Origin of the sequence: uncultured Fenollaria sp. (assembly GCF_934202865.1) — a bacterium.
Classification (GTDB): Bacteria; Bacillota; Clostridia; order Tissierellales; family Peptoniphilaceae; genus Fenollaria.
The window spans coordinates 1-21,343 of record NZ_CAKPYL010000020.1 but is presented as its reverse complement, the minus strand read 5'-3'; the positions used below and the strand labels follow the sequence as shown (position 1 = coordinate 21,343).

Here is a 21,343-nt window from a genome sequence, read left to right as displayed (position 1 = left end):
GTATTGGCTTTTTAAGCGTAAATGATGCTGAATATGTTTTAAATACCATATTTGTTAGTATGCTTTGTCCTAGTGCTATGCCTATAAATACTCCTAATGTTGTCGCTACAAAGCCATAGAATAAATACTTCTTATATATATCAAAGTTATTATAACCAAGTGCTTTGAAGGTACCAATTTGAGTTCTTCTTTCTTCTGCCATACGCATAAGTGCAGTTAGCGCAACGATTGACGCGATTAAGAAGAAAAATGCTGGGAAGACTAAGGCTAGTATATCCATTCTATAGCCTGAGTCGTAGAACAATTGTAGACTTTCGATATTTTCTCTATCTAATATATTAAATGTCGGTCTCTTCATGTTCTTAAGGACTCTCTTTGCTTCATCTAAATCGCTCTTGGCGTCTTTTATCTTTTTATCTGCCTTTATTTTTTCTGAATCATATTTTTCGACTCCGTCATCATATTCTTTTTGTCCATCAGAGATATTTCTCTTAGCATCATTAAGTTCTCTAAGTCCAGAAGCCTTCTTGTCCTTAAAGTCTTTAAGACCAGTATTATACTTTTCTAAGCCATCGTTATACTTATCAAAGCCTTCATTGAGCTTAATCAAACCTTCATCGTATTTAGCTTTATTTTCTATATAAGTTATCTCAAGCTTATCAATATTTTCTTTTAATTCATCTAATTGTGCTTTTGCCTTATCTAGGTCTTCTTTGCCTTTTTTAAACTCTTCAGCTTTATCTGCTGGTATACTTGCTTCCGGTATGCCCGCCATAGCTTCTACTGCTTTATCAAACTCTTCCTTTTTAGCAGTATACTCAGTCATTGAGCTTTCATAAGTATCTTTTAGTTCATCTAGTTTAGTCTTTAATTCATCTATTTGGACCTTAGCATCATCTAGATTGCTTTTATTTTCATCTAGCGTAATTTTGCTTTCATCTAATTCTTTTTTACTATCACTAAGCTTTTTCTCAGCTTCACTGATAGAGTCATTGTATTTCTTTAGGCCGTCTTTATAAGATTTATTAGCATCATCTAATTTTTGCTTTGCATCGTCAAGCTCTTCTTTAGCGTCACTAAGCTTTTTCTCAGCATCAGCTATCTTGTCGTCAGCATCGTCAATTTCTTCTCTAATATCGGCTTTTATGCTTTCAAATTTCTCTATAGATCTATCATTGAAAGCGGATATTAATTCTCTTCTGTTTTCGCCAACAATATTTTTATATTCTTTATCTGTAGTCTTTAATCCATCTGTACCTTTAATAATAATTCTTGCTTTGCTCTCATCGGTATCATTAAAAGCATCTTTAAGTACATAGGCAAAAGAGTCATAGTCACCTAAACCCTTCTTGCTAGTGCCCTTCATTACCGTAGACATATTCTCTGGAGAAATAACTTTACCAACTACTTTGAATCTGTAATACTTTAGTATTTTCTTATTCTCAAACTCAAATTTAGACTTTTTACTATCAAATTCTATAGTATCTCCAATATTAAACGAATGTTTTATAGGGTATGCATCGACAAGTATCTCATCGTTCTTCTCTGGCAACCTGCCCTCAACAAGTTTAGGCATAGAAATTCTTTCAGGAAGTGACTCAAGATTAATTATTGCTTCGCTTCCTTTTTCAAGAACGTCCTCGCTATAAACATATTCTATATCTTTAATATCTGCTACAGAATTAATAATTTCTTTATCTTTATCCTCTAATGAAAATTGTGAGTTTAGATAAATATCAGCAAGATTTGACTCATCTATAAAAGTATCTGCTGTTTTTCTCATAAGAGGACCCACTGACTTTAAGCCAGTGTAGACAAATACTCCTAATGTGATTAAAAGAACTATAGAAATGAATCTGCCTGGAGAATTTTTAATTTCTCTGAATATATCTTTCCATAAAGCAGTTTTTTTCATAAAATCACTACCATTCTATCTCATCTATAGATTGAATATTATCATTAATAAAGATGTTTCTAACCTTTGAGTCGTTAATCTCAATAACTCTATTAGCTATTGGGGCGATGGCTTTATTGTGAGTAATGATAACTACTGTGTTACCGTCCTCTAAGCTCCTGCTTTGCAATAGCTTAAGTATCTTCTTACCTGTGTGATAATCCAAAGCTCCTGTTGGTTCGTCACATAACAATAGTTTTGGATTCTTAGCAATGGCTCTCGCTATGGCAACCCTTTGTTGCTCACCACCAGAAATTTGTGATGGGAAGTTATTTGCTCTGTCTTCAAGACCTACATCTCTTAGAACTTGCATTGGGTCAATTGCATCCTTAACTATTTGGCTAGCTAGTTCAACATTTTCAAGGCAAGTTAAGTTTTGAACTAGGTTATAGAATTGAAATACAAAGCCTATATCGTATCTTCTGTAAGTGGTAAGTTCTTTTTCATTGTACTTTTGTATGTCTTTGCCATCGATTATAATTTCACCTTCGTCAGCTGTGTCCATACCTCCAATTATATTTAATAGAGTTGATTTACCAGCTCCTGATGGACCAACTATAACAACCAATTCACCTTTATTAAATGAAAAATTGATATCGTTATTAGCAATTATTGTGCTGTCACCCATCTGATATCTCTTATACATATGTTTTACTTCTACAAACATTTTCTCACCACTACCTTAATAATTACTTTGAAAGCGCCTCGTCAATAGCCTTAGCAGCTCTCTTTCCTGCTCCCATGGCCTCAATAACTGTTGCGCTGCCAGTTACTACATCTCCGCCAGCATATATATAGTCACGTGAAGTTTTTTCTTCTTCGTTAACAATTATGCCGCCTTTTTCATTAAATTTAATTCCAGTACTTGTTTCTTTTATTAATGGATTAGGTCTTGTGCCAAGCGCCATGATTACAACATCAGCTTCTATCTCAAATTCTGAGCCTTCTATCTTAACTGGTCTTTGTCTACCAGATGCATCAGCTTCGCCAAGCTCCATCTTTACGCATTTTACTTTATTAACATCGCCGTTTTCATCAGCTAAAATCTCAACTGGATTTGAAAGATACATAAAATTGATGCCTTCTTCTTTTGCATTTTCAATTTCTTCTCTACGAGCAGGCATGTCCTTGTCTTCTCTTCTGTAAACAACTGTTACATTCGATCCAAAACGTCTTGCTGTTCTAGCAGCGTCCATTGCAACGTTTCCTGCACCTACTACAACTGTGTTAACACCCACTCTTATAGGTGTAGCTGTATCTTCTAGATATGCTTTCATTAAGTTTGTTCTTGTTAAATATTCATTTGCTGAGAAGACACCGTTGTAATTTTCGCCAGGAATGTTCATAAATACAGGAAGTCCAGCTCCTGTGCCAATAAATACAGCATCGTATTCATCCATAAGCTCATCAACCGTAACTGTTCTGCCAACAATTGTATTTAGCTTAATCTTAACGCCTAATGACTTAATATTTTCAATTTCTTTCTTTACAACTTCGTCCTTTGGTAGTCTAAACTCAGGTATTCCGTATGTTAAAACGCCGCCCGCTTCATGAAGCGATTCAAGCATAGTAACATCGTAGCCAAGCTTTGCTAAATCTGCTGAGCAAGTGATTCCAGAAGGACCACTTCCTACAATAGCTACCTTTTTGCCATTATTTTCAGCGTTCTTAGTAAGTCTTATGCCGTGCTTTAATGCGTAGTCGCCTGCATATCTCTCTAATTTACCTATAGCAATAGCTTCGCCTTTCTTGCCTAAAACACAAGTCATTTCGCATTGATCTTCTTGTGGACAAACTCTTCCGCAAACTGCTGGTAATGTAGTATATTTGAATAAATCTTCAGCAGCTTCCTTTGGCTTATTATCAGCAAGTTTTTGAATAAATGAAGGTATATTAATATTTACAGGACACATCTTTACACATTGAGGATTTTTACATTGAAGACATCTTTTTGCTTCTAAAATGCATTCTTCTTCTGTGTATCCATAACAAACTTCATCAAAATTATTGATTCTTTCCTTAGGATCTTGATATTTTATTTCAGTTCTTTTAAATCTATCCATTATCTCAATCCTCCTATTAAGTTGCAGAAATGTTTACCTTCTTTTTCTATCTTAGAATATTGTCTTGATCTTCTTAAGGCTTCGTTCCAGTCAATTAAGTGACCATCAAACTCAGGTCCATCAACACAGGCAAAAACTGTTTTTCCGTCAACAGTTAATCTACATGCACCGCACATACCGCTACCATCTACCATGATGGTATTCATGGAAACTATAGTTTTTATATTGTGTTCTTTTGTTTTTAGACAAGCAAACTTCATCATTATCATAGGTCCAACAACGATTGCGTAAGTATATTTTTTGCCTTTATTTGAAATTAAATCTTCTAAGCAATCAGTTATAAGTCCGCTAAAACCATATGAGCCGTCATCTGTTGCTACATAAACGTTCTTAGCAACTTTTTTCATCTCGTCTTCAAGTATGATCAGTTCCTTGTTTCTTGCAGCAATTATAACGTCAACATCAACACCATGATCATGCATCCACTTAACTTGTGGATAAACAGCTGCAGTTCCTAAACCACCTGCTAGGAATATAATTGATTCTTTTCTTAATTCTTCTAATGGAATATTGATAAAATCACTTGGTCTGCCAAGTGGACCAGAAACATCCTTTAAAGTGTCTCCTACATTAAGCTCACCAAGCTTTTGTGTAGTCGAGCCAATTTTTTGAACAGCTATCATAACTGTTCCTTCTTCAGGATTGCTATCGCATATTGTAAGAGGTAGCCTTTCTGACTTTTCATCGATGATAATAATTAAAAATTGTCCAGGTTCTGCTTTTCTAGCAATGTCTGGAGCTTTTATGTACATAAGAAATGTATTTAAAGCAATATCTTTTTTCTCTGTAATTTCGTACACTTTAAAAACCTCCTAAAAAAATAAATAAAATTACTCAAATATATCTATATAATATCATAAAACAATTAAATTTTCAATATTTATAAGCAAATAGGCCCATGTTTATGAGCCTAATTATCTTATTAATTTACTTCTTATTTTTACTTCTTAAAAATCTATTCTTTTTGAAGTTTAAGAATAGGATAAATATCAAGATCAATACTTCAACAGCCATCAGCACTTGTACGAAGAGCTTATTTTGTTCAAATGTTCCGCCAAAGACCCTAAAGTACGTTAATAGTAGTGGTATCATAAGTATTAGAGCTAATATAAGTTTGTTCTCCATCTGTCTTTTGTAATAATAAAGATTGTCATCTTCGCCTAATACCTCCTCTATGCTCTCTCCTACTTTTGGCTTCATAAGTACATATATGTGTGTTGCAAATAAACTTGCCTTGTAGCTAATGTCTTGTGAGTTACTATCAAATGTAGCCGCCATAAACGAGAACAAAGAAATTTGTGAAGCACTTATAGGATATTGAAAAATCTCAATATCCTTTTTTCTAGCATAGGTTAAAAACGACTTAACGTCCTTTTCTGGTCCCTTGAAGTAATATACCTTGTATTCATATTTAGATTCAGTTTTATCAAAATAAAAGTATGAGCCTCTTAAATTGTTCAGCTTATAATTTTCTTCTCCTACTTTATTTAGCCATTTCTCCAAAGAATAAATAGGATCTAAAAACTTTTTATATTTCTTCACTAAATAACACCCTTTTGATTATTATTATCTATCGCCATTTCCAATACTATAAAGGCAAAGCCAAAGACTATGGCTGGTATTACCCAGGCAAAACCTTCTGATCCTAGTGGGATTCTATCTAAAAAGCTTCTTATATTTTTAAAATCGCCAATATTAGCAATAGTATCTAACAAGCTTGCCATAAATGCTCCAAGTGTAGCTCCTTTATATATAGCTTTGTATTTTATTTTATTATCAAATATATTTAATAAAATGATTACAATAGCAACTGGATATAAGACTGAAAGTATTGGTCCTGAGAATGTTATTATTGAGTCAACTCCGTTTGTTGCGATTATTCCACTAAATAAACAAGTGAATATAACTATAGACTTGTATGTTAATTTGCCATTTGTAAGATCTGAGAAGAACTCTCCAGCTGTTGCTGTAAGGCCTATGGATGTTGTTAAGCAAGCTAAAGCTACTGTTAAAGCTAAAGCTGCTGTTCCATATTGACCCATAATCTTATTTACCATGAAAATTAAGTTAGCTACTCTATTTGGGTTTTCTGGATCAATAGTTAAATAACCACTGCCAGTTCCGCCGATGTAAACTAGTCCGCCATAAACAAAAGCTAAACAAAAGGCTGCTATGATACCAGATATAACTGTCATTCTAAACATGTCTTTTTGACTAGTGTAGCCTCTTTTCTTAACACTGTTAATTACAATAGTCGCCATAATTATTGAGCCTATGGCATCCATAGTTTGATAACCTTCTTTAAAGCCTTTAACAAAATTTTGTGTACTTCCTGTATTTTTTGGTACACCTATTGGCTTAACAATTGAAGAAATAATTATTGTAAATAGAATAACTAATAGTATTGGTGTAAGTATCGAACCTATCTTGTCAACAACTTTTGATTGATTTAACGTAAAAAATAATGTCAATCCAAAAAAGATTATAGATACTAGTATCGGGCTAACATTACCAAATAGTGGTTGAACTGCTATCTCATATGTAGTGGCGCATGTTCTAGGAATCGCTAATAAGGGTCCTATACATATCATGATTAATGAGCCAAATAAAATTGAGAAAGTTTTATTTACTTTGCCCGCAACATCTTCAAGTCTTCCTCCTGCCTTTGCTGATGCTACAACTCCAAGTATTGGTAGTCCAATACCTGTCATCATAAAGCCAATCATTGCTTTGAACCATTGGTCTCCTGCTATGGCTCCTAATGTTGGCGGAAAAATTAAGTTCCCTGCACCTAAGAACATTGCAAACAATGCAAAGCCTACTACCATTGTGTCGATGATTTGTTTTCTTTTCACTTTCATCCCTCCATTACCATAGACATTATACTATATCTCTGAGCTAAAGTAAATATATTTTTAAGATTTTGTAACGTTTTAAAGTATTATTAGCAGCGCTGTTAGGTGCATTTAAATAGCAGTGATAAAGCAGCGATGATGAAGATTGATTTATCTATCTTGATATAAGCATCAAATGCAAGATTAAGCAAAAAAATAACTCACAGCCTGAGCCATGAGTTATTCTATAGTTTATTTAATTGATTTTACATCATTGGCATTCCGCCAGGCATGCCACCTGCCATAGGTGCATCATCCTTAGGAATGTCTGCTACTGCTGCTTCAGTAGTTAGTATCATTGATGCTACTGATGCTGCATTTTGAAGTGCTGATCTAGTTACCTTAGTTGGGTCAACTATACCTGATTTAATCATGTCAACGTATTTGTTGTTAAGTGCGTCAAAACCAATGCCAGGTTTTTCGTTCATAACGTTTTCAACTACAACTGATCCTTCTAGACCTGCGTTTTCAGCTATTTGTCTTACTGGTTCTTGTAGTGCTCTTAAGATTATCTTAACACCTGTCTTTTCGTCGCCTTCAAAGTCATCTACTATAGCTTCTAGTGCCTTGATTGAGTCTGCAAGTACAGTTCCACCACCTGGTACTATACCTTCTTCAACTGCTGCTCTAGTAGCTGATAGAGCATCTTCTATTCTTAATTTTCTTTCTTTTAATTCAATTTCACTAGCTGCACCAACTTGAACAACTGCTACGCCGCCAGTTAATTTAGCTAATCTTTCTTGAAGTTTTTCTCTGTCGAAGTCTGAGTCTGATGCTTCGTATTGAGTCTTGATTTGTTTTACTCTTGCTTCTATTTCATCTTTTTCGCCTGCTCCGTTAACGATAACTGTAGTTTCTTTGTCAACTTTAACTTTTTGAGCAGTTCCTAGCATATCTATAGTAGCTTCTTTTAGGTCATATCCAAGTTCTTCAGAAATAACCTTAGCTCCAGTTAATATAGCTATGTCTTGTAACATTTCTTTTCTTCTGTCGCCAAAGCCAGGAGCCTTAACTGCAACGCAGTTGAATGTGCCTCTAAGTTTGTTAACAACAAGTGTTGCCATAGCATCGCCTTCTATATCTTCAGCGATTATTAATAATGGTTTTGATTGTTTAACAATTTCTTCTAGTACAGGAAGAATTTCTTGTATATTTGTTATCTTCTTATCAGTTATTAAGATGTAAGGATTGTCAAGTTCAGCTACCATCTTGTCTGTATCTGTTACCATGTAGCTTGAAACGTATCCTCTATCAAATTGCATACCTTCAACTACTTCTAAAGTAGTGCCCATAGATTTTGATTCTTCAACAGTAATAACTCCGTCATTACCAACTCTATCCATAGCATCTGCAATTAGTTTACCTATTTCTTTATCTCCAGCTGATATTGAAGCTACTTGTGCTATAGCCTCTGATGATTCAACTTTCTTTGAATATGATTTGATGCTTTCAACAGTTTTATCAACTGCTTTTCTAATACCGCTTTGTAAAATCATTGGATTTGCGCCAGCTGCAATATTCTTAAGTCCTTCTCTGATTATAGCTTGAGCAAGAAGTGTTGCTGTTGTTGTACCGTCACCAGCGATGTCATTTGTCTTAGTAGCAACCTCTTTTAATAATTGTGCTCCCATGTTTTCAAATTTATCTTCTAATTCTATTTCCTTAGCGATAGTAACACCGTCATTAGTGATTAGTGGTGAACCGAAAGATTTGTCAAGAACAACGTTTCTTCCTTTTGGTCCAAGTGTTACTTTTACAGTATTAGCAAGAATGTTAATACCTTCTTCCATTTTATGTCTTGCATCTGCATTGAATTTAATTTCTTTTGCCATATAATTACCTCCTAGTCTTCAACTACTGCAACGATGTCAGCGAATTTTAATACAGTGTATTCAACGCCATCAATCTTTGCGCTTGTTCCTGCATATGTTGAGAATATAACCTTATCTCCTACTTTTACTTCTTTTGCCTTCTTTTCATCATTAGCGATGTCAGATCCTATAGCTATAACTTCAGCCATAACAGGAGCTTCCTTTGAAGCGCTTGGTAGTACTATGCCTGATTTAGTTTTTTCTTCTGCTTCTAATTTCTTAATAACTATCCTATCGGATATTGGTCTTAAATTCATAATTTATTCCTCCTTATAATATTGTTAATATTTTTCTTGTTAGCACTCGTCTCTATTGAGTGCTAACAATTATATTGTAGTAAATATACCTCAAATATACAAGATAATATAATCGTATTTATTCATATCTATCATTATTATTTATTAATTATCTTGCTTTTCCTCTTCTTTTTTCATCTTTTTATAATTTTCTCTCATGTAGTAGAAAAGATATTGCTGTGCATAGCCCGATAAATCGCCAAATCTTCTCATGCCATCCTCTTGTATAAGCTTCTTATTTCTCTCTTCTCCACCGTAGTAAAGCTCTTCCATAACTCTCTTAACCCAAACATCGACTGGGAATGAATCAGTTCTACCTAGTCCAAAGAGTAGTATGCATTGAAAGACTTTCTCGCCTATACCAGGCACTTCTAATAAAGTTTTTCTAATATCGTCTACGCTTCTTTCTTTAAGCTCTTCAAAATCTATTATATCCTCTTGAACCATTTTTGAAGCAATAACTATCCTTTCAGATCTAAAGCCAGCTCTTGCATACTCCTTTATGTCCTCAGGCTTTGCATTAGACAGAGCCGCTGGACTCGGAAAAGCATAGTACTCTTCTTCATCAAATGGATTATTTAGCTTCTCTCCGTACATTTGAGATAGTTTCTTAATTGTATTCTTAATGTTCTTAATTTGATTATTGGCACTAATAATAAAGGAAATATATGTCTCGAATGGATCCTGTTTAAGTATCCTCATGCCGCCGCCAAAATCAATAGCTTTTCTAATAACTTCATCATTAGCTGATAGCGTCTTCTTAATTGCATTATAGTCAGTATTTAAGTCAAAATAGTTTAAAATTTCATTTTTATCTGAAAAATCGCCCACTATTTCAATACTATCATCTGTGGCACGTGCCTCCAAGACCATATCCCTAAATATAAATCTATATGCTTCTTCATCTAGCTTTTGCCATCTGAATGCTTGACCGCACTCAAATATATGAGAAGGGACAAAGCTAATCTGTCCCTTTAATATTATCTTATTCATTACTCTTTGTCTTTTTATCCTCTCTTAATGCTTTAAACGCTTGTTTAAGCGTCATCCTGTTTCCGTATTGCAGCGTTCCTAGTCTATAGATATCGCATGCAAGTTTATATATGAAGTATGCTGATACTACTAGTATTGCAAAAGATATAGCTACTTCAACGATTGATATATTTACCATGCCCGCCCTAATGAACATAACGAATGGCGATGTCAATGGGAAGTATGATAAAAATGCAACAAAGCTCGATTCTGATCCAGATGTTAACGCAAATATAGCTCCAAAATAAGCAAGTACTATTAATATAGTAGCTGATGATATTGATTGGCTAACTTCTTCAATCTTATTAACTAGTGCTCCAAGTGTAGCAAAGATAAATAAGTATAAGAAGAAACCAGCTATCATAAATAATATAAATATCGCTATGATTTGTATTGGTGCGCTTGTTATGCTAAAAATGTCTGACCAATACTCTTTATTAAATAAGTATCCAAGACCAAAGCCTATAAACAAGAATGAAACTTGAATAACCGCACTTAATACAGTCGCTAATACTTTACTTAGTATCAAGTACTTTGGTTTAGTTGATGTTATAAGCAACTCCATAGTTCTGTCATTCTTTTCCTTAGCTACTGATGTTGCAGTTATTTGGCCATATGTTAGTATAATCATATAAAGCAAGAATAACAAAATGTATATTATAAAATAGTTTTGCTTTGAGTCTTTTCCTAGTACTACTTCATTTATTTGGTATTGATTTAACTGTAAAGCTTTTATTTTTGCATAATCAATGCCTTCTGCTTCAATCAGTTTTTTATATCTGTATTCATTTAAGACTCTGTCTAAGCCATCACCCATATCAGTAAGTTTAGAGTTTAATACAAATTTTAGAATTGAGTCTACATCAATTATTGCTCCTCTATCCAGCTCTTTACTTAGTACATCATCTTTAAGTTTTTCTTCGTCAGTATATAAATGAACTTCATAATTACTTAAAAATGATTTTAATTCGCTTTCGTCAATACTATCATCATTTATAATTACACCTAGCTTTTGTGTTTTGTTAAATTCATCTGTGATAGACTTAAATATATTTCCTTGTATAAGTCTTGGAACAAAAGCTCCTAATAAGGCAAGAACGAAAAATACTATTGTAGTTATCTTATACGACTTAGTCTTTATAAGCTGTTTAAACTCAAATGATGTTATTAATCCAACTTTATTCTTCATCTTTATCACCTACCGCTTCTATGAATATCTCTTCAAGACTTGGTTCATACTTTGCTATGGCTCTAAAATTGTGCTTGCCAATAGCAAACTTAGCAAGTTCATCAGCTTTATTACTTGTTCTAACGATGATGTCATTATCTTTGATGCTAACATTATCTTGTCCAACTAAATCAAATATATCTTGTAAATAGTTTACAGCATCATTATAAAAACTTAGTCTTAATCTTCCCTCGCCCATATTTTTCTTAATCTCTTTAAGATTGCCAGTTAAAACATTTTTGCCGTCTTTAATAAGAGCAATATTGTCACAAAAGTTTTCAACATGGCTCATTTGATGAGATGAGAATATTAATAAAGTACCGCTCGAAACAGCTTCTTTGATTAGATCAATAAGTATTTGAGAGTTAACTGGGTCTAGACCTGAGAATGGCTCATCAAGAATAATAATATCAGGCTTATTAATAAATGTCTGAATGATTTGTATCTTTTGTTGATTACCCTTTGATAAAGTGTCAAGATTTTTAGCCTTGTATTCACTTAGCTTAACCTTTTCAAGTAGCTCAAGAGCATTGTCATGGCTTTCCTTTTTTGTAAGCCCTTTAATTCTGCCAAAGTAAATTAGCTGGTCAAGTATTGCAGTTTTAGCGTACATGCCTCTTTCTTCAGGCAAATATCCTAGCTTAATCTCTTTTCTGTCGATTGGTGCGCCGTCAATCAGTATCTTGCCGCTGTCAGCCTTAAAAACGTCCATAAGTATCCTTATGGTAGTCGTTTTGCCAGCTCCATTCCTTCCTAAAAAAGCAGTTGAACTACCAGAACTAGTCTCTAGGTTAATTCCGTGTAAAACTTCTTTTCCAGCGAAGAATTTTTTAATGTCGATTAATTCTAATTTCATTATTTACTCTCCTTTCTAGGTCTTCCCCTCTTTTTAGACTGTCTATATCTTCCTAATTCCTTATCATATACAATGTCCTTTGCCCTATTGACATAATCGTCACTTGTGAAAGTGCCATCGTTTTTACATTTAAGTAAATAGTTTAGCGTGAATAAGCTCTCTGATAATGGCACGTTCTCAACTATGATGTCCTTGTCTAAATCAAGCACAGTCGGAGCAAAGTTCCAAACCGCCTTTATACCAATCTTTTCATAAGTCCTAGCAACATCTCTCGCGCTATTACTAGTAACAGCTATGACACCTATATCAATAGTGTTGTTCTTAGCAAAGTCCTCAAGCTCAGAAATGTTTCTAACTTTGATACCATTAAAGCTAAGACCTATCATATTAGGGTTACTATCGAATAGCCCGATGAATTTAAATCCGCTACTTTCAAACTCACGCGACTGTATTATCGCTTGGCCGATATTGCCAACACCAGTCAAAATTAAATTCTTTTTATAATCAAGACCAAGAACGCCTTTGAGGTCCATGTATATGGTCTCAACATTATATCCATAACCTTGTCTACCCTCAGCGCCAAAAGTATTTAGATCGGCCCTGATCTGAGAGGCAGTAAACTTTGTGTAAGACGATAGCTCACTTGAAGAAACCCTATGTACACCCCTTACGTATAGGTCTTCAAAAATCACATAGTATATGGGTAATCTTTTAATTGCATTTATTGTAATATCGCGAGCCATATCTCCACACCTTTCATTATTAAAGCAATTATAGTATAACATATAGATATTTTCTTAGCAATATTTTTTTCATTTATGTTATAATATAAGCGAGGTGTTTTTATGACTGTACTAGCATGTAACAATATAAAAAAAGTTTTTATAGACAAGTTAATTTTTGAAAACGTTTCTATTAATATAAATGAGGGTGAAAAAGTTGCCATAGTTGGTATGAATGGTACTGGAAAGTCAACTCTACTTAACATTCTATCTGGCATGCTTAATTATGATGAAGGTGATATATTTATTTCTAAGGACACTAAAATCGCCTATCTTGAGCAAAATACAACTATCAGAAGTTCTTTAAGTGTTTATGATGAGATGAAGAAGTCCATGAAGCACTTGACTGATCTTGAGGAGGAGCTTAGGAATTTTGAAGATATCCTTGCCAAGGACCCAAGTCAAGAGAACATGGATAGATATGCTTTTTTACTTGAAGACTTCGAAAAGAAAGGCGGATATACATATGATGCTGAGATAAAAAAGGTTTTGACTGGTCTTGGTTTTGTCGAAGATCAATTTGATCAGGCTTTTAACTCTCTTAGCGGCGGGCAAAAATCTAAGCTAATGCTTGCAAAGGCACTTATACAAGAATCCGATATACTTTTCTTAGATGAGCCGACTAACCATCTTGATATTGACTCAATGGAATTCCTTCAAGAATACATCAATTCATTTAATAAGACTGTTGTTATGGTCAGCCACGATAGATACTTTTTAAATGCGACTTGCAACAAGGTTATTCTTATAAAGGATCACACTACTCATGAGTACAATATGGGCTACGAGCAATATATCAAGCAAAGAAAGATAAATGAAGCAATTCAAGAGAAGGCTTATATCAATCAGCAAAAAGAAATTGAAAGACAAAAAGAGATTATCAGAAGATTTAGGTCCTACGCTACTGAAAAAAGCATTATTAAGGCAAAATCGCGTGAGAAGATGCTTGCTAAGATTGAGCTCTTAAGTGATGTTAATGATGACAGCGAGATCAATTTCAAGTTTAGGATGAAGGTCGAGTCTGGTAATGATGTCTTAGCTGTTGAAAATATCAATAAAAGCTTTGGTGATTTTAAACTATTAAATGATATAAACTTTAACATATATAAGCGTGAGCATGTCGGCATCATCGGTGCTAATGGTATTGGTAAGTCAACTCTATTTAAAATTATTCTTGGTGAAGAAAGTCATGACTCTGGTGAAATACGCTTTGGGACTAATGTCAATGTCGGCTACTTTGATCAAGAGCTAGAAAAGCTTGACGTGAACAAATCCATAGCCGAAGAGATATGGGACAGCTTCCCTCGCCTTACTTACTTTGAGTTAAGAAAAGCGCTTGCAAAATTCTTATTTATTGATGATGATATATATAAGATGATAGATGAATTATCTGGCGGAGAAAAAGCTAGAGTTTCTCTATGTAAGATAATGCTTTCTGATGTAAACTTCCTTGTTCTAGACGAGCCTACAAATCACTTGGATATCGAATCAAAAGAAGTTTTAGAAGAAGCTCTTAATTCATACGAAGGAACCTTGCTTGTAATTAGCCACGATAGATATTTTTTAAATAAAGTTGTAAATAAAATACTTGAGCTAAAAGCCGATGGTATTCATGAATTTTTAGGTAATTATGACTATTATCTTGACAAGAAAAAGCGTATGCGTGAGGAAGAAGCCTTTTTAGAAGAGCCTGAAGAAATTACAAAAACGCAAGCGAAGCTGAATAAAAAACGAGAAAGAGAAGAAAAAGAAAGGCTTAAAAAAGAAAAACAAGCTAAGGATGCTATTGAAAAAGAAATTTCAGAGCTTGAAAAACATAAGGATAAGATTCATAATGAGCTTGCAAATCCAGATATATACGACGACATAGACAGAGTTAACGATTTGAACTTTAAACTTACTGAGATTGATGAGAAGCTTGATGCCTTATATGAAGAGCTGATTTATATGGAGGATTAAGATGTTTGAACTGAAAAATGTAAAATTCAAAGATATTATTAGCATAGAGCATCTGTCTATTGGTGATAGTGGCCTTACTATGATTATGGGTCCGAGCGGCAGCGGTAAATCTACTCTCTTAAAGATGCTTGATAACCTTATAAGCCCTGATAACGGCGATATTTTATACAAAGGCGACAATATTAAGTCATTCAAAGCGCATGAATTAAGAAGAAAAGTTATTATGCAGTCTCAATTCCCCGCTATCTTTGATGGAGATGTGAGAGACAATTTAAATATAGCTAGAAAATTCAGTGATATAGACGCTCTTGATGATGCGAAACTAAAAAAACTGCTTGATATAGTTTTGCTTGATAAAAATCTTAACGATAATCCAAAGGACTTCTCTGGCGGAGAAAAGACTAGACTATCGATAGCGAGAGTCTTGGCAATGGATGCTGAAGTATATCTATTTGACGAGCCAACATCGTCACTTGATGAAGAGACCGAATACAAGCTTATAAGTAATGTGATTAAGTACTTAAAAGAAAGAGATAAGAAGATAATTATGGTATCGCACTCAGAAAAACTATTCTCCCTTGCTGATCAAGTGATTAACATCAAGAATAAGACAGCGACAATTAAGGAGGCCTAGTATGGTAACTGAAATTTCAATATTACAGCTCGCCCTATCTTTTGCATTTATCATAGTACTGCTAATAATTTCAAAGATAAAGGGTCTATCAAATCAAGGACTAATCATAGTCGCTTCACTAAGAATGACAATCCAATTAATTATAACAGGCTACTTACTAAAATACATTTTAAAGAGCGATAGTCCGTGGATAACACTTTTAATACTTATAATTATGGAAGCGTTTGCAATATTTAATGTCTACAAAAGAAGCAAGGTTAAATCTATCAAGCTTAAAGAGCTTATAGCTATATGCTTTATAGGATCGAGTTTAGTGTCAATATTCTACTACATCATAGTCGTTGTAGGCGCTAGACCATGGTACGACCCAAGGTACTTTATAACTATCTCAGGAATGCTTATTGGTAATACTATGACGGGCATGAGTCTTGCTATTAACTCTTATAAAAACTCTCTCAATGACCAAAGAGATACGATTGAGTCGGCACTTATGCTTGGGGCAAAACCTAAGGATGCTGTGTTAAGAATATCGAGAGAAGCATTTAGCTCAGCCATACTACCGACACTTAACTCAATGCTTGGCATGGGCATAGTGCTTTTGCCTGGCATGATGACAGGCCAAATACTATCGGGGACTGACCCGATGTCTGCTATACTATATCAAATAACGATCATGATATCTATAGTCGGAACTGTCGGCATCACTACAAGCATATTTACATCGCTTGCATACAAAGCTTTCTTTAATGATAGAGAGCAAATACTATTCTAAAGGAAAACTTAATATAAAAAACAAACTCTACTAAAACTAGTAGAGTTTATTTATATACGAATCTATTACCGACTCTTTCTTCTTTTCACTAAAAACGTTCTTCTCTCTCAAAATGTCTACAAGCCACAAAGCTTTCGAATGGAAGATTGCTTCATTATAGTCACTTAAGACTATCTCATAAAGCTTGCCATTTAAGAACTTTGAATTTGTTTTAACGTAGTAAGCATCAACATTCTCAAAGTCAACCAGCCTTAGTATGCTTATAGTCGTTAAATCTTTTTGATGATACAAACTTAGCCCAGTGTTTTTGTACTCAACAAAATACTTTTTGTGCTTGTTTGTATTTTTTATCTCGTTTGCAAGCATCAGATAATACTTAGCAAGTGAGTTATAGTATTGGTAGTTAAACATGCCCTTTTCAAATGAATCAATCTTAATAAAAGGTTTGATGTTTAGACTAGTAATAAAATTGAAATTCTCTTGAAGAAACTCCTTCTTTGTCAAGTCACCGTTGTTGAACTGTATGATCAAAGAATGTCTCTTCTCGAAAAATACCTCAAAAAGATTCTTCCTCTTTACATAAAGCATTAAATACCACTTTCTAATTATTTAACTTCTTCTACATAACTCCTTAAGTCACTGTCTACTTCATCAGCTACGTAGTCAACGTTGATAAGTATGTCTACATCATGCTTTTCAGAAATTTCATCTAAATTCTTTACTAAGCATTTTAAATCTTCTTTCTTAATATCGATAATCTTATAAATACTGTCGATATAAATTTTTTCTAGGTCGAAGTCCATAGATAGCATTCCAAGCAAGAAGCCATAGAACTTTTCAATAGAATTTACACTATAGTCACTTAAGTTAATAAGTCTAACGTTAGTGTCTAGAGAAAATATGTGTTCGTCCTCAACATCTAAGAACGTAATGTTGCCGTTACCTGACTTAATGTCATCGTTAGCACCATTGATTAACCACTTAGTCTTTCCTGCACCTTTTGCTCCTAAGATTAATTTAACCATAAAAATCATCCTCCTTAAAATATTTACCTTGGTAATTTGATTTTCTTTTCATTTGTTCTAATATGGAATCTTTTATTCTCCACCAAGATTCGCCCCAGTTGCAATGAATCGTTCCCTCTTCATCGGACCTTCCGACCAATCTTTGTATAATTATATCATCTTTTATATGAGTTAAGAAAATTTCTACTCTATCTACATAGTCTTCTCTGTTTAAGAGTTTAAACTCATGAGCTTTATACATCTGGGCTATCTTAGTTCCTTCCATGATATATAAGCTATGTAGTTTAACTTCATCCGTCTTTGTCATGTTAATGAGCCTAGCGTCATTATATATGTCATCTACGCTATCCCATGGCAAATCAAGTATCAAGTGAGCTGCCTTTCTTAGACCATACTTGGATAATGTTTCACACGCATCTATATAGTCCTTAGTATTGTGACAGCGGTTTAATATCTTAAGCGTCTCATCATTTGAGCTCTGTAAGCCCAGTTCAACAGTTATCTCAAGATTATACTCATCCTTTACGTCCCTCAAAAACTTCATGTAATCATCGAAGATTAAATCAGGCCTTGTCGATATGTTAATTCCAACAACATCTTCCTGAATCGCGTTCATAATATTTTCCTTAAACTGATCTAGTGGCATATAAGTATTAGAAAAGTTTTGAAAATAAGCTATGAACTTAGTAGCCTTATGGTTCTTCGTGATATTTATCTTGTTTTGTTCAATCTGCTCTTTGACAGATAGTTTGTTAGATAAATTCTCAAAGCTGCCTCCCTCTGCTGTGCAAAATATGCAGCCGCCATAAGCCTTTGATCCATCTCTATTGGGACAAGTTATGTTTAAACTGATAGGAAGCTTATAAACTTTAGTATGAAATTTGTTTCTTAAGTACTCTGAGTATACTCTATATAGTTTTTTCTCTTCCTCAAAGCTTATAATATTACTCATCTACCTCGTTTTTATTATAAAATTCTTCCATAAGTTCGTCTATGATTGCGTCATCAACGACTTCTAGTTCAACATCGACACCATTTTCATGCTCGATGTACTTATAAGGATACACGTACTCTTCTTCCTCTTCTACGTCTAGTGGGAACAAGAAGATGTAGTCGTCTCCTTTGTAATTAAATAGATCAAGTACAGCGCATTCAAGCTCTGTTCCATCATCTAAAGTGATGATCATTGTGTCTTCACAGTCGCAATCATCATGTTCGTGATCATGTCCGCAGCCGCAGTCTTCGTCGTGGCAGCAGCAATCGTGTTCGTCAATAAAATCTTTATCTTTACTCATCTGTTTCTCCTCTTTCTAAAATTTGTTCGGAAAAGTCCTCAAAATTAGATATATTAACTAATTCAAGACTAATATTTTTATTAATTTCGTTAATATTTTCATCAGTTATAAATGAAAGTTCAGGTTTTTTCTTAAAAGCATAGCTTATTTGATCAAGGTAGTAGTTAATTATAAACTCTTTCTCTTCCTTTGACATATCCTTATTTCTAATACTTAGAGCAACTGATTCATAGAACTTGTATCTTAAGAATATTATGAATCCTTCAAAGTCTTCAACATTAGTACCCTTTTCAATAATAAATATTATCCTAAAGAATAAATTCCACTTAAAATCAGTATTTATAAGTTTTAGTATTTCGTCACCTAAGCTTTGAGTGAAAGTATCGTTAAACACAGGCTTTCTCTCAAACTCTATATAGTTTGTTATAGGGCCAAGATTTTCCTGTATATCTGATAATCTTCCTACTAAATCAACAAACTCTTGTGATATGTCCTTAGCAGATTTTCTTTGAGCCTTCATAAATAAGTACTCGCTAATCATGTCGCAGGAATCCTTGTAGTCTATAATATAACCTAAATCGCTCTTAACCTTTGATTTGAAAATATCATGTATAGTCTTTGATACAAGCTTAACAAGTTGCTTCTTCTTATTAACCTGTATCGTTGAGTCAGACCTATTAAGATGGTTATAAACACTCATAAGCTGCCTATCAACCATAGTTAAATTATCCTTAATAGTTGCCATGATGTCTATAAAGAAATCTTCTGTAAGTACGTAGTTGTAGTTCTTATATAAGACTTTGTGGTCTATGTCTCCCCAGAATACATTGACAAGTGACTTTATTTGAAGCTCAAAGTGAATCTTCTTGCCGTCATCATCAACATACTTGCCATCTATCTTGTAGATCTCAAAACCATTCTTTTGTAATTGTGGTTGCTCTTCAGATAGCTTTAGATATATCTTTTTATTGATATGGCTTGAGTAGTATCCCCTGTCCTCTTTATAATTGAATAAGTTTAGTAAGTCTCTATAAATTTTCTTTTCGTCGTCAATGAACCTACATTCAATTCTAACACCTATGATGTCTGAGATGTTCTCCATAAGGTTCTCTGGCGTCTTGTACTCAGTGTATAAATTGTTTCTAAGTATCTTCTCTCTAAGTGAAGTAGCTTCCTTAACTCTGCCTCTTGCGGCTAAAAAGTGATCCTTAGCACAGAATGTATTAGTAAAGAAATTTTCCAATATCTCTAATACTTCTTCCAATTTATCGTTATTTTCTTCAAGTAAATCTATAGTGTCATCTATAAAATCAAATAATTCAAGCCTCATCAGCTCTCATATCCTTTCATTAAACAAATATTTCTGGTTTGTATTTATCCTTTAAGCTGTCAATAACTGCCTTAAATGCGTTCATTTGTTTAATTTGCATAACATGAGCACGCACTTCATCTTTAACTTCGTCAAATGACCTAGTTTTTGCATCGTTAATCTCATTTAACTTGATTATATGGTAGCCAAATTGAGTTTTAACTGGCTCAGATATTTCTCCAATGTTCATTGAGAATACCTTGTCGTCAAATTCTTTAACCATTTGTCCTCTGTGGAAAGTACCTAAGTCTCCACCATTAGCCTTAGATGGGCATGCAGAGTGTTCTTTAGCAAGGCTCGCAAAGTCCTCACCCTTATCAATTTTAGCCTTGATGTCCTTAGCTTTATCTTCGTTATCAACTAGTATGTGGCTAGCAGATCTTGATTCAGGCTCAGAAAATTCATCCTTAAATTCATTATAATAGTTCTTAAGTTCTTCATCTGTTGCTTCGTCACATTCAAGAGCCTTTTTAAAAGCCATATTAGTTAAGATATTTTCTTTAGCCTTCGCCATCTCAATTTTATACTCTTCACTCTCGTCTAATTTTTCATCGATAGCATTATTATATAACATCGCTTGATTAACCATCTCTTCAACTAATTTCTTCACTCCGTCCTTTGATTGGAACTGCATAGTTAGTTGTGGTCCAAGCATATTTGCAAAGTTAACAACGTCTTCTTTTTTAATTTCTTTGCCGCATACTTTAGCGACTACTTCCTTATTTATTTCCAAAATATCCTCCTTAAAATTTAATCTTTCACATATTTATATTATCATATAAATTATTATTTTGCAAGACTATTTTTAATCTTCAAAATGTGTTATAATAGTCCTGAGAGGTGATTTTATGAAATATTTACTAGGTGGAGAAAATGAAAAAGTATATTTGAACTCTAAGATGCTAAACAGACACGGCATCATAGCTGGAGCGACTGGTACTGGTAAGACTGTTACTCTAAAAGTAATTATTGAGATGCTTAATAACGACGGCATCAACACATTCATTACCGATGTTAAAGGCGACATTATGAGTCTAGCTGAGAACGGCGAGAGAAATGAAAAGATTGACGAAAGACTTGCTAAGCTTGGTATAGATGACTACCAAGTTGATAGCTTCCCTGTTGAAATTTTTGATATATATAAAAAAGGTGTTCCGCTAAGAGCATCTGTTACTGATATAGGTCCAGTTTTATTATCTAAGATGCTTGGCCTAAACGATGTACAAAGCGGCGTCATCGATGTTATGTATAAA

22 protein-coding genes are annotated in these 21,343 nt (G+C 33.9%); 4 read left to right on the top strand and 18 right to left on the bottom strand.

From position 1 onward, the window contains the following. The 12 genes from Q0E71_RS03470 to Q0E71_RS03415 form a co-directional block, all read right to left on the bottom strand. The coding region (locus tag Q0E71_RS03470) for an FtsX-like permease family protein (RefSeq protein ID WP_294796046.1) at window positions 1–1,915 on the bottom strand (1,915 nt) is incomplete at its 3' end. 7 nt (window positions 1,916–1,922) lie between these two features. Further along, the gene (locus Q0E71_RS03465) at window positions 1,923–2,621 is read right to left on the bottom strand and encodes an ABC transporter ATP-binding protein (protein WP_294796044.1); all 699 of its coding nucleotides are present in this window, start codon (window positions 2,619–2,621) and stop codon (window positions 1,923–1,925) included. A 22-nt stretch (window positions 2,622–2,643) separates the two neighbouring features. Beyond that, window positions 2,644–4,017, bottom strand: a complete 1,374-nt coding sequence (gene gltA / locus Q0E71_RS03460) for an NADPH-dependent glutamate synthase (protein WP_294796042.1) — start codon at window positions 4,015–4,017, stop codon at window positions 2,644–2,646. Then, window positions 4,017–4,877, bottom strand: coding sequence for a sulfide/dihydroorotate dehydrogenase-like FAD/NAD-binding protein (locus Q0E71_RS03455; protein ID WP_294796040.1), 861 nt, complete (start codon window positions 4,875–4,877; stop codon window positions 4,017–4,019). The genes gltA and Q0E71_RS03455 overlap by 1 nt, the downstream gene beginning before the upstream one ends. 127 nt (window positions 4,878–5,004) lie before the next feature. Continuing rightward, the gene (locus Q0E71_RS03450; protein ID WP_294796038.1) at window positions 5,005–5,619 is read right to left on the bottom strand and encodes a hypothetical protein; all 615 of its coding nucleotides are present in this window, start codon (window positions 5,617–5,619) and stop codon (window positions 5,005–5,007) included. Then, window positions 5,619–6,932, bottom strand: coding sequence for a branched-chain amino acid transport system II carrier protein (gene brnQ, locus Q0E71_RS03445; RefSeq protein ID WP_294796036.1), 1,314 nt, complete (start codon window positions 6,930–6,932; stop codon window positions 5,619–5,621). The genes Q0E71_RS03450 and brnQ overlap by 1 nt, the downstream gene beginning before the upstream one ends. A gap of 245 nt (window positions 6,933–7,177) precedes the next feature. After that, complete coding sequence (gene groL, locus Q0E71_RS03440) at window positions 7,178–8,803, bottom strand: chaperonin GroEL (protein WP_294796034.1); 1,626 nt, start codon at window positions 8,801–8,803, stop codon at window positions 7,178–7,180. Window positions 8,804–8,814: 11 nt separating this feature from the next. Further along, the gene (locus Q0E71_RS03435) at window positions 8,815–9,099 is read right to left on the bottom strand and encodes a co-chaperone GroES (RefSeq protein ID WP_294796032.1); all 285 of its coding nucleotides are present in this window, start codon (window positions 9,097–9,099) and stop codon (window positions 8,815–8,817) included. Window positions 9,100–9,243: 144 nt separating this feature from the next. After that, a complete protein-coding gene (locus tag Q0E71_RS03430; protein ID WP_294796030.1) occupies window positions 9,244–10,131 on the bottom strand; it encodes a DNA-3-methyladenine glycosylase in 888 nt (295 codons plus the stop codon). Continuing rightward, window positions 10,124–11,359 carry an ABC transporter permease gene (locus tag Q0E71_RS03425; RefSeq protein ID WP_294796028.1) on the bottom strand — a complete coding sequence of 412 codons (1,236 nt, stop codon included), beginning with the start codon at window positions 11,357–11,359 and terminating at the stop codon, window positions 10,124–10,126. The genes Q0E71_RS03430 and Q0E71_RS03425 overlap by 8 nt, the downstream gene beginning before the upstream one ends. After that, a complete protein-coding gene (locus Q0E71_RS03420; protein ID WP_294796026.1) occupies window positions 11,349–12,254 on the bottom strand; it encodes an ABC transporter ATP-binding protein in 906 nt (301 codons plus the stop codon). The genes Q0E71_RS03425 and Q0E71_RS03420 overlap by 11 nt, the downstream gene beginning before the upstream one ends. Next, window positions 12,254–12,997: a redox-sensing transcriptional repressor Rex gene (locus Q0E71_RS03415; RefSeq protein WP_294796024.1), complete on the bottom strand. Its 744-nt coding sequence runs from the start codon at window positions 12,995–12,997 to the stop codon at window positions 12,254–12,256. The genes Q0E71_RS03420 and Q0E71_RS03415 overlap by 1 nt, the downstream gene beginning before the upstream one ends. A gap of 102 nt (window positions 12,998–13,099) precedes the next feature. On the opposite strand from Q0E71_RS03415, the gene Q0E71_RS03410 reads away from it, so the two are divergent. From Q0E71_RS03410 to fetB, 3 genes are read left to right on the top strand one after another with little or no spacing between them, the layout of a single operon-like run. Beyond that, window positions 13,100–14,995 (top strand): ABC-F family ATP-binding cassette domain-containing protein, encoded by a 1,896-nt coding sequence (locus Q0E71_RS03410; protein ID WP_294796022.1) that lies wholly within the window; start codon window positions 13,100–13,102, stop codon window positions 14,993–14,995. Between the two features lies 1 nt (window position 14,996). After that, a complete protein-coding gene (locus Q0E71_RS03405; protein ID WP_294796021.1) occupies window positions 14,997–15,629 on the top strand; it encodes an ATP-binding cassette domain-containing protein in 633 nt (210 codons plus the stop codon). A 1-nt stretch (window position 15,630) separates the two neighbouring features. Further along, window positions 15,631–16,401 carry an ABC transporter permease gene (gene fetB, locus Q0E71_RS03400; protein ID WP_294796019.1) on the top strand — a complete coding sequence of 257 codons (771 nt, stop codon included), beginning with the start codon at window positions 15,631–15,633 and terminating at the stop codon, window positions 16,399–16,401. A gap of 36 nt (window positions 16,402–16,437) precedes the next feature. On the opposite strand, the gene Q0E71_RS03395 is transcribed toward fetB, so the two are convergent. Genes Q0E71_RS03395 through Q0E71_RS03370 form a run of 6 tightly spaced genes read right to left on the bottom strand, consistent with a single transcriptional unit; the run spans window position 16,438 to window position 20,823 of the window. After that, a complete protein-coding gene (locus Q0E71_RS03395; RefSeq protein ID WP_294796017.1) occupies window positions 16,438–16,989 on the bottom strand; it encodes a DUF6648 family protein in 552 nt (183 codons plus the stop codon). A gap of 17 nt (window positions 16,990–17,006) precedes the next feature. Further along, on the bottom strand, window positions 17,007–17,426 hold the full coding sequence (locus Q0E71_RS03390) for a hypothetical protein (protein ID WP_294796016.1): 420 nt from the start codon (window positions 17,424–17,426) through the stop codon (window positions 17,007–17,009). Further along, window positions 17,419–18,378 (bottom strand): TIGR01212 family radical SAM protein, encoded by a 960-nt coding sequence (locus tag Q0E71_RS03385; protein ID WP_294796014.1) that lies wholly within the window; start codon window positions 18,376–18,378, stop codon window positions 17,419–17,421. The genes Q0E71_RS03390 and Q0E71_RS03385 overlap by 8 nt, the downstream gene beginning before the upstream one ends. Continuing rightward, window positions 18,371–18,721 carry a DUF1292 domain-containing protein gene (locus tag Q0E71_RS03380; RefSeq protein ID WP_058260423.1) on the bottom strand — a complete coding sequence of 117 codons (351 nt, stop codon included), beginning with the start codon at window positions 18,719–18,721 and terminating at the stop codon, window positions 18,371–18,373. Before Q0E71_RS03380 ends, Q0E71_RS03385 begins: the two co-directional genes overlap by 8 nt. Continuing rightward, window positions 18,714–20,051: a GTP pyrophosphokinase family protein gene (locus Q0E71_RS03375; protein ID WP_294796011.1), complete on the bottom strand. Its 1,338-nt coding sequence runs from the start codon at window positions 20,049–20,051 to the stop codon at window positions 18,714–18,716. The genes Q0E71_RS03380 and Q0E71_RS03375 overlap by 8 nt, the downstream gene beginning before the upstream one ends. A gap of 19 nt (window positions 20,052–20,070) precedes the next feature. After that, window positions 20,071–20,823, bottom strand: coding sequence for a peptidyl-prolyl cis-trans isomerase (locus Q0E71_RS03370; protein WP_294796009.1), 753 nt, complete (start codon window positions 20,821–20,823; stop codon window positions 20,071–20,073). 115 nt (window positions 20,824–20,938) lie between these two features. Here Q0E71_RS03370 and Q0E71_RS03365 point away from each other — a divergent pair. Next, window positions 20,939–21,343: helicase HerA-like domain-containing protein (locus tag Q0E71_RS03365; protein ID WP_294796007.1), on the top strand; the 405-nt coding region annotated here is incomplete at its 3' end.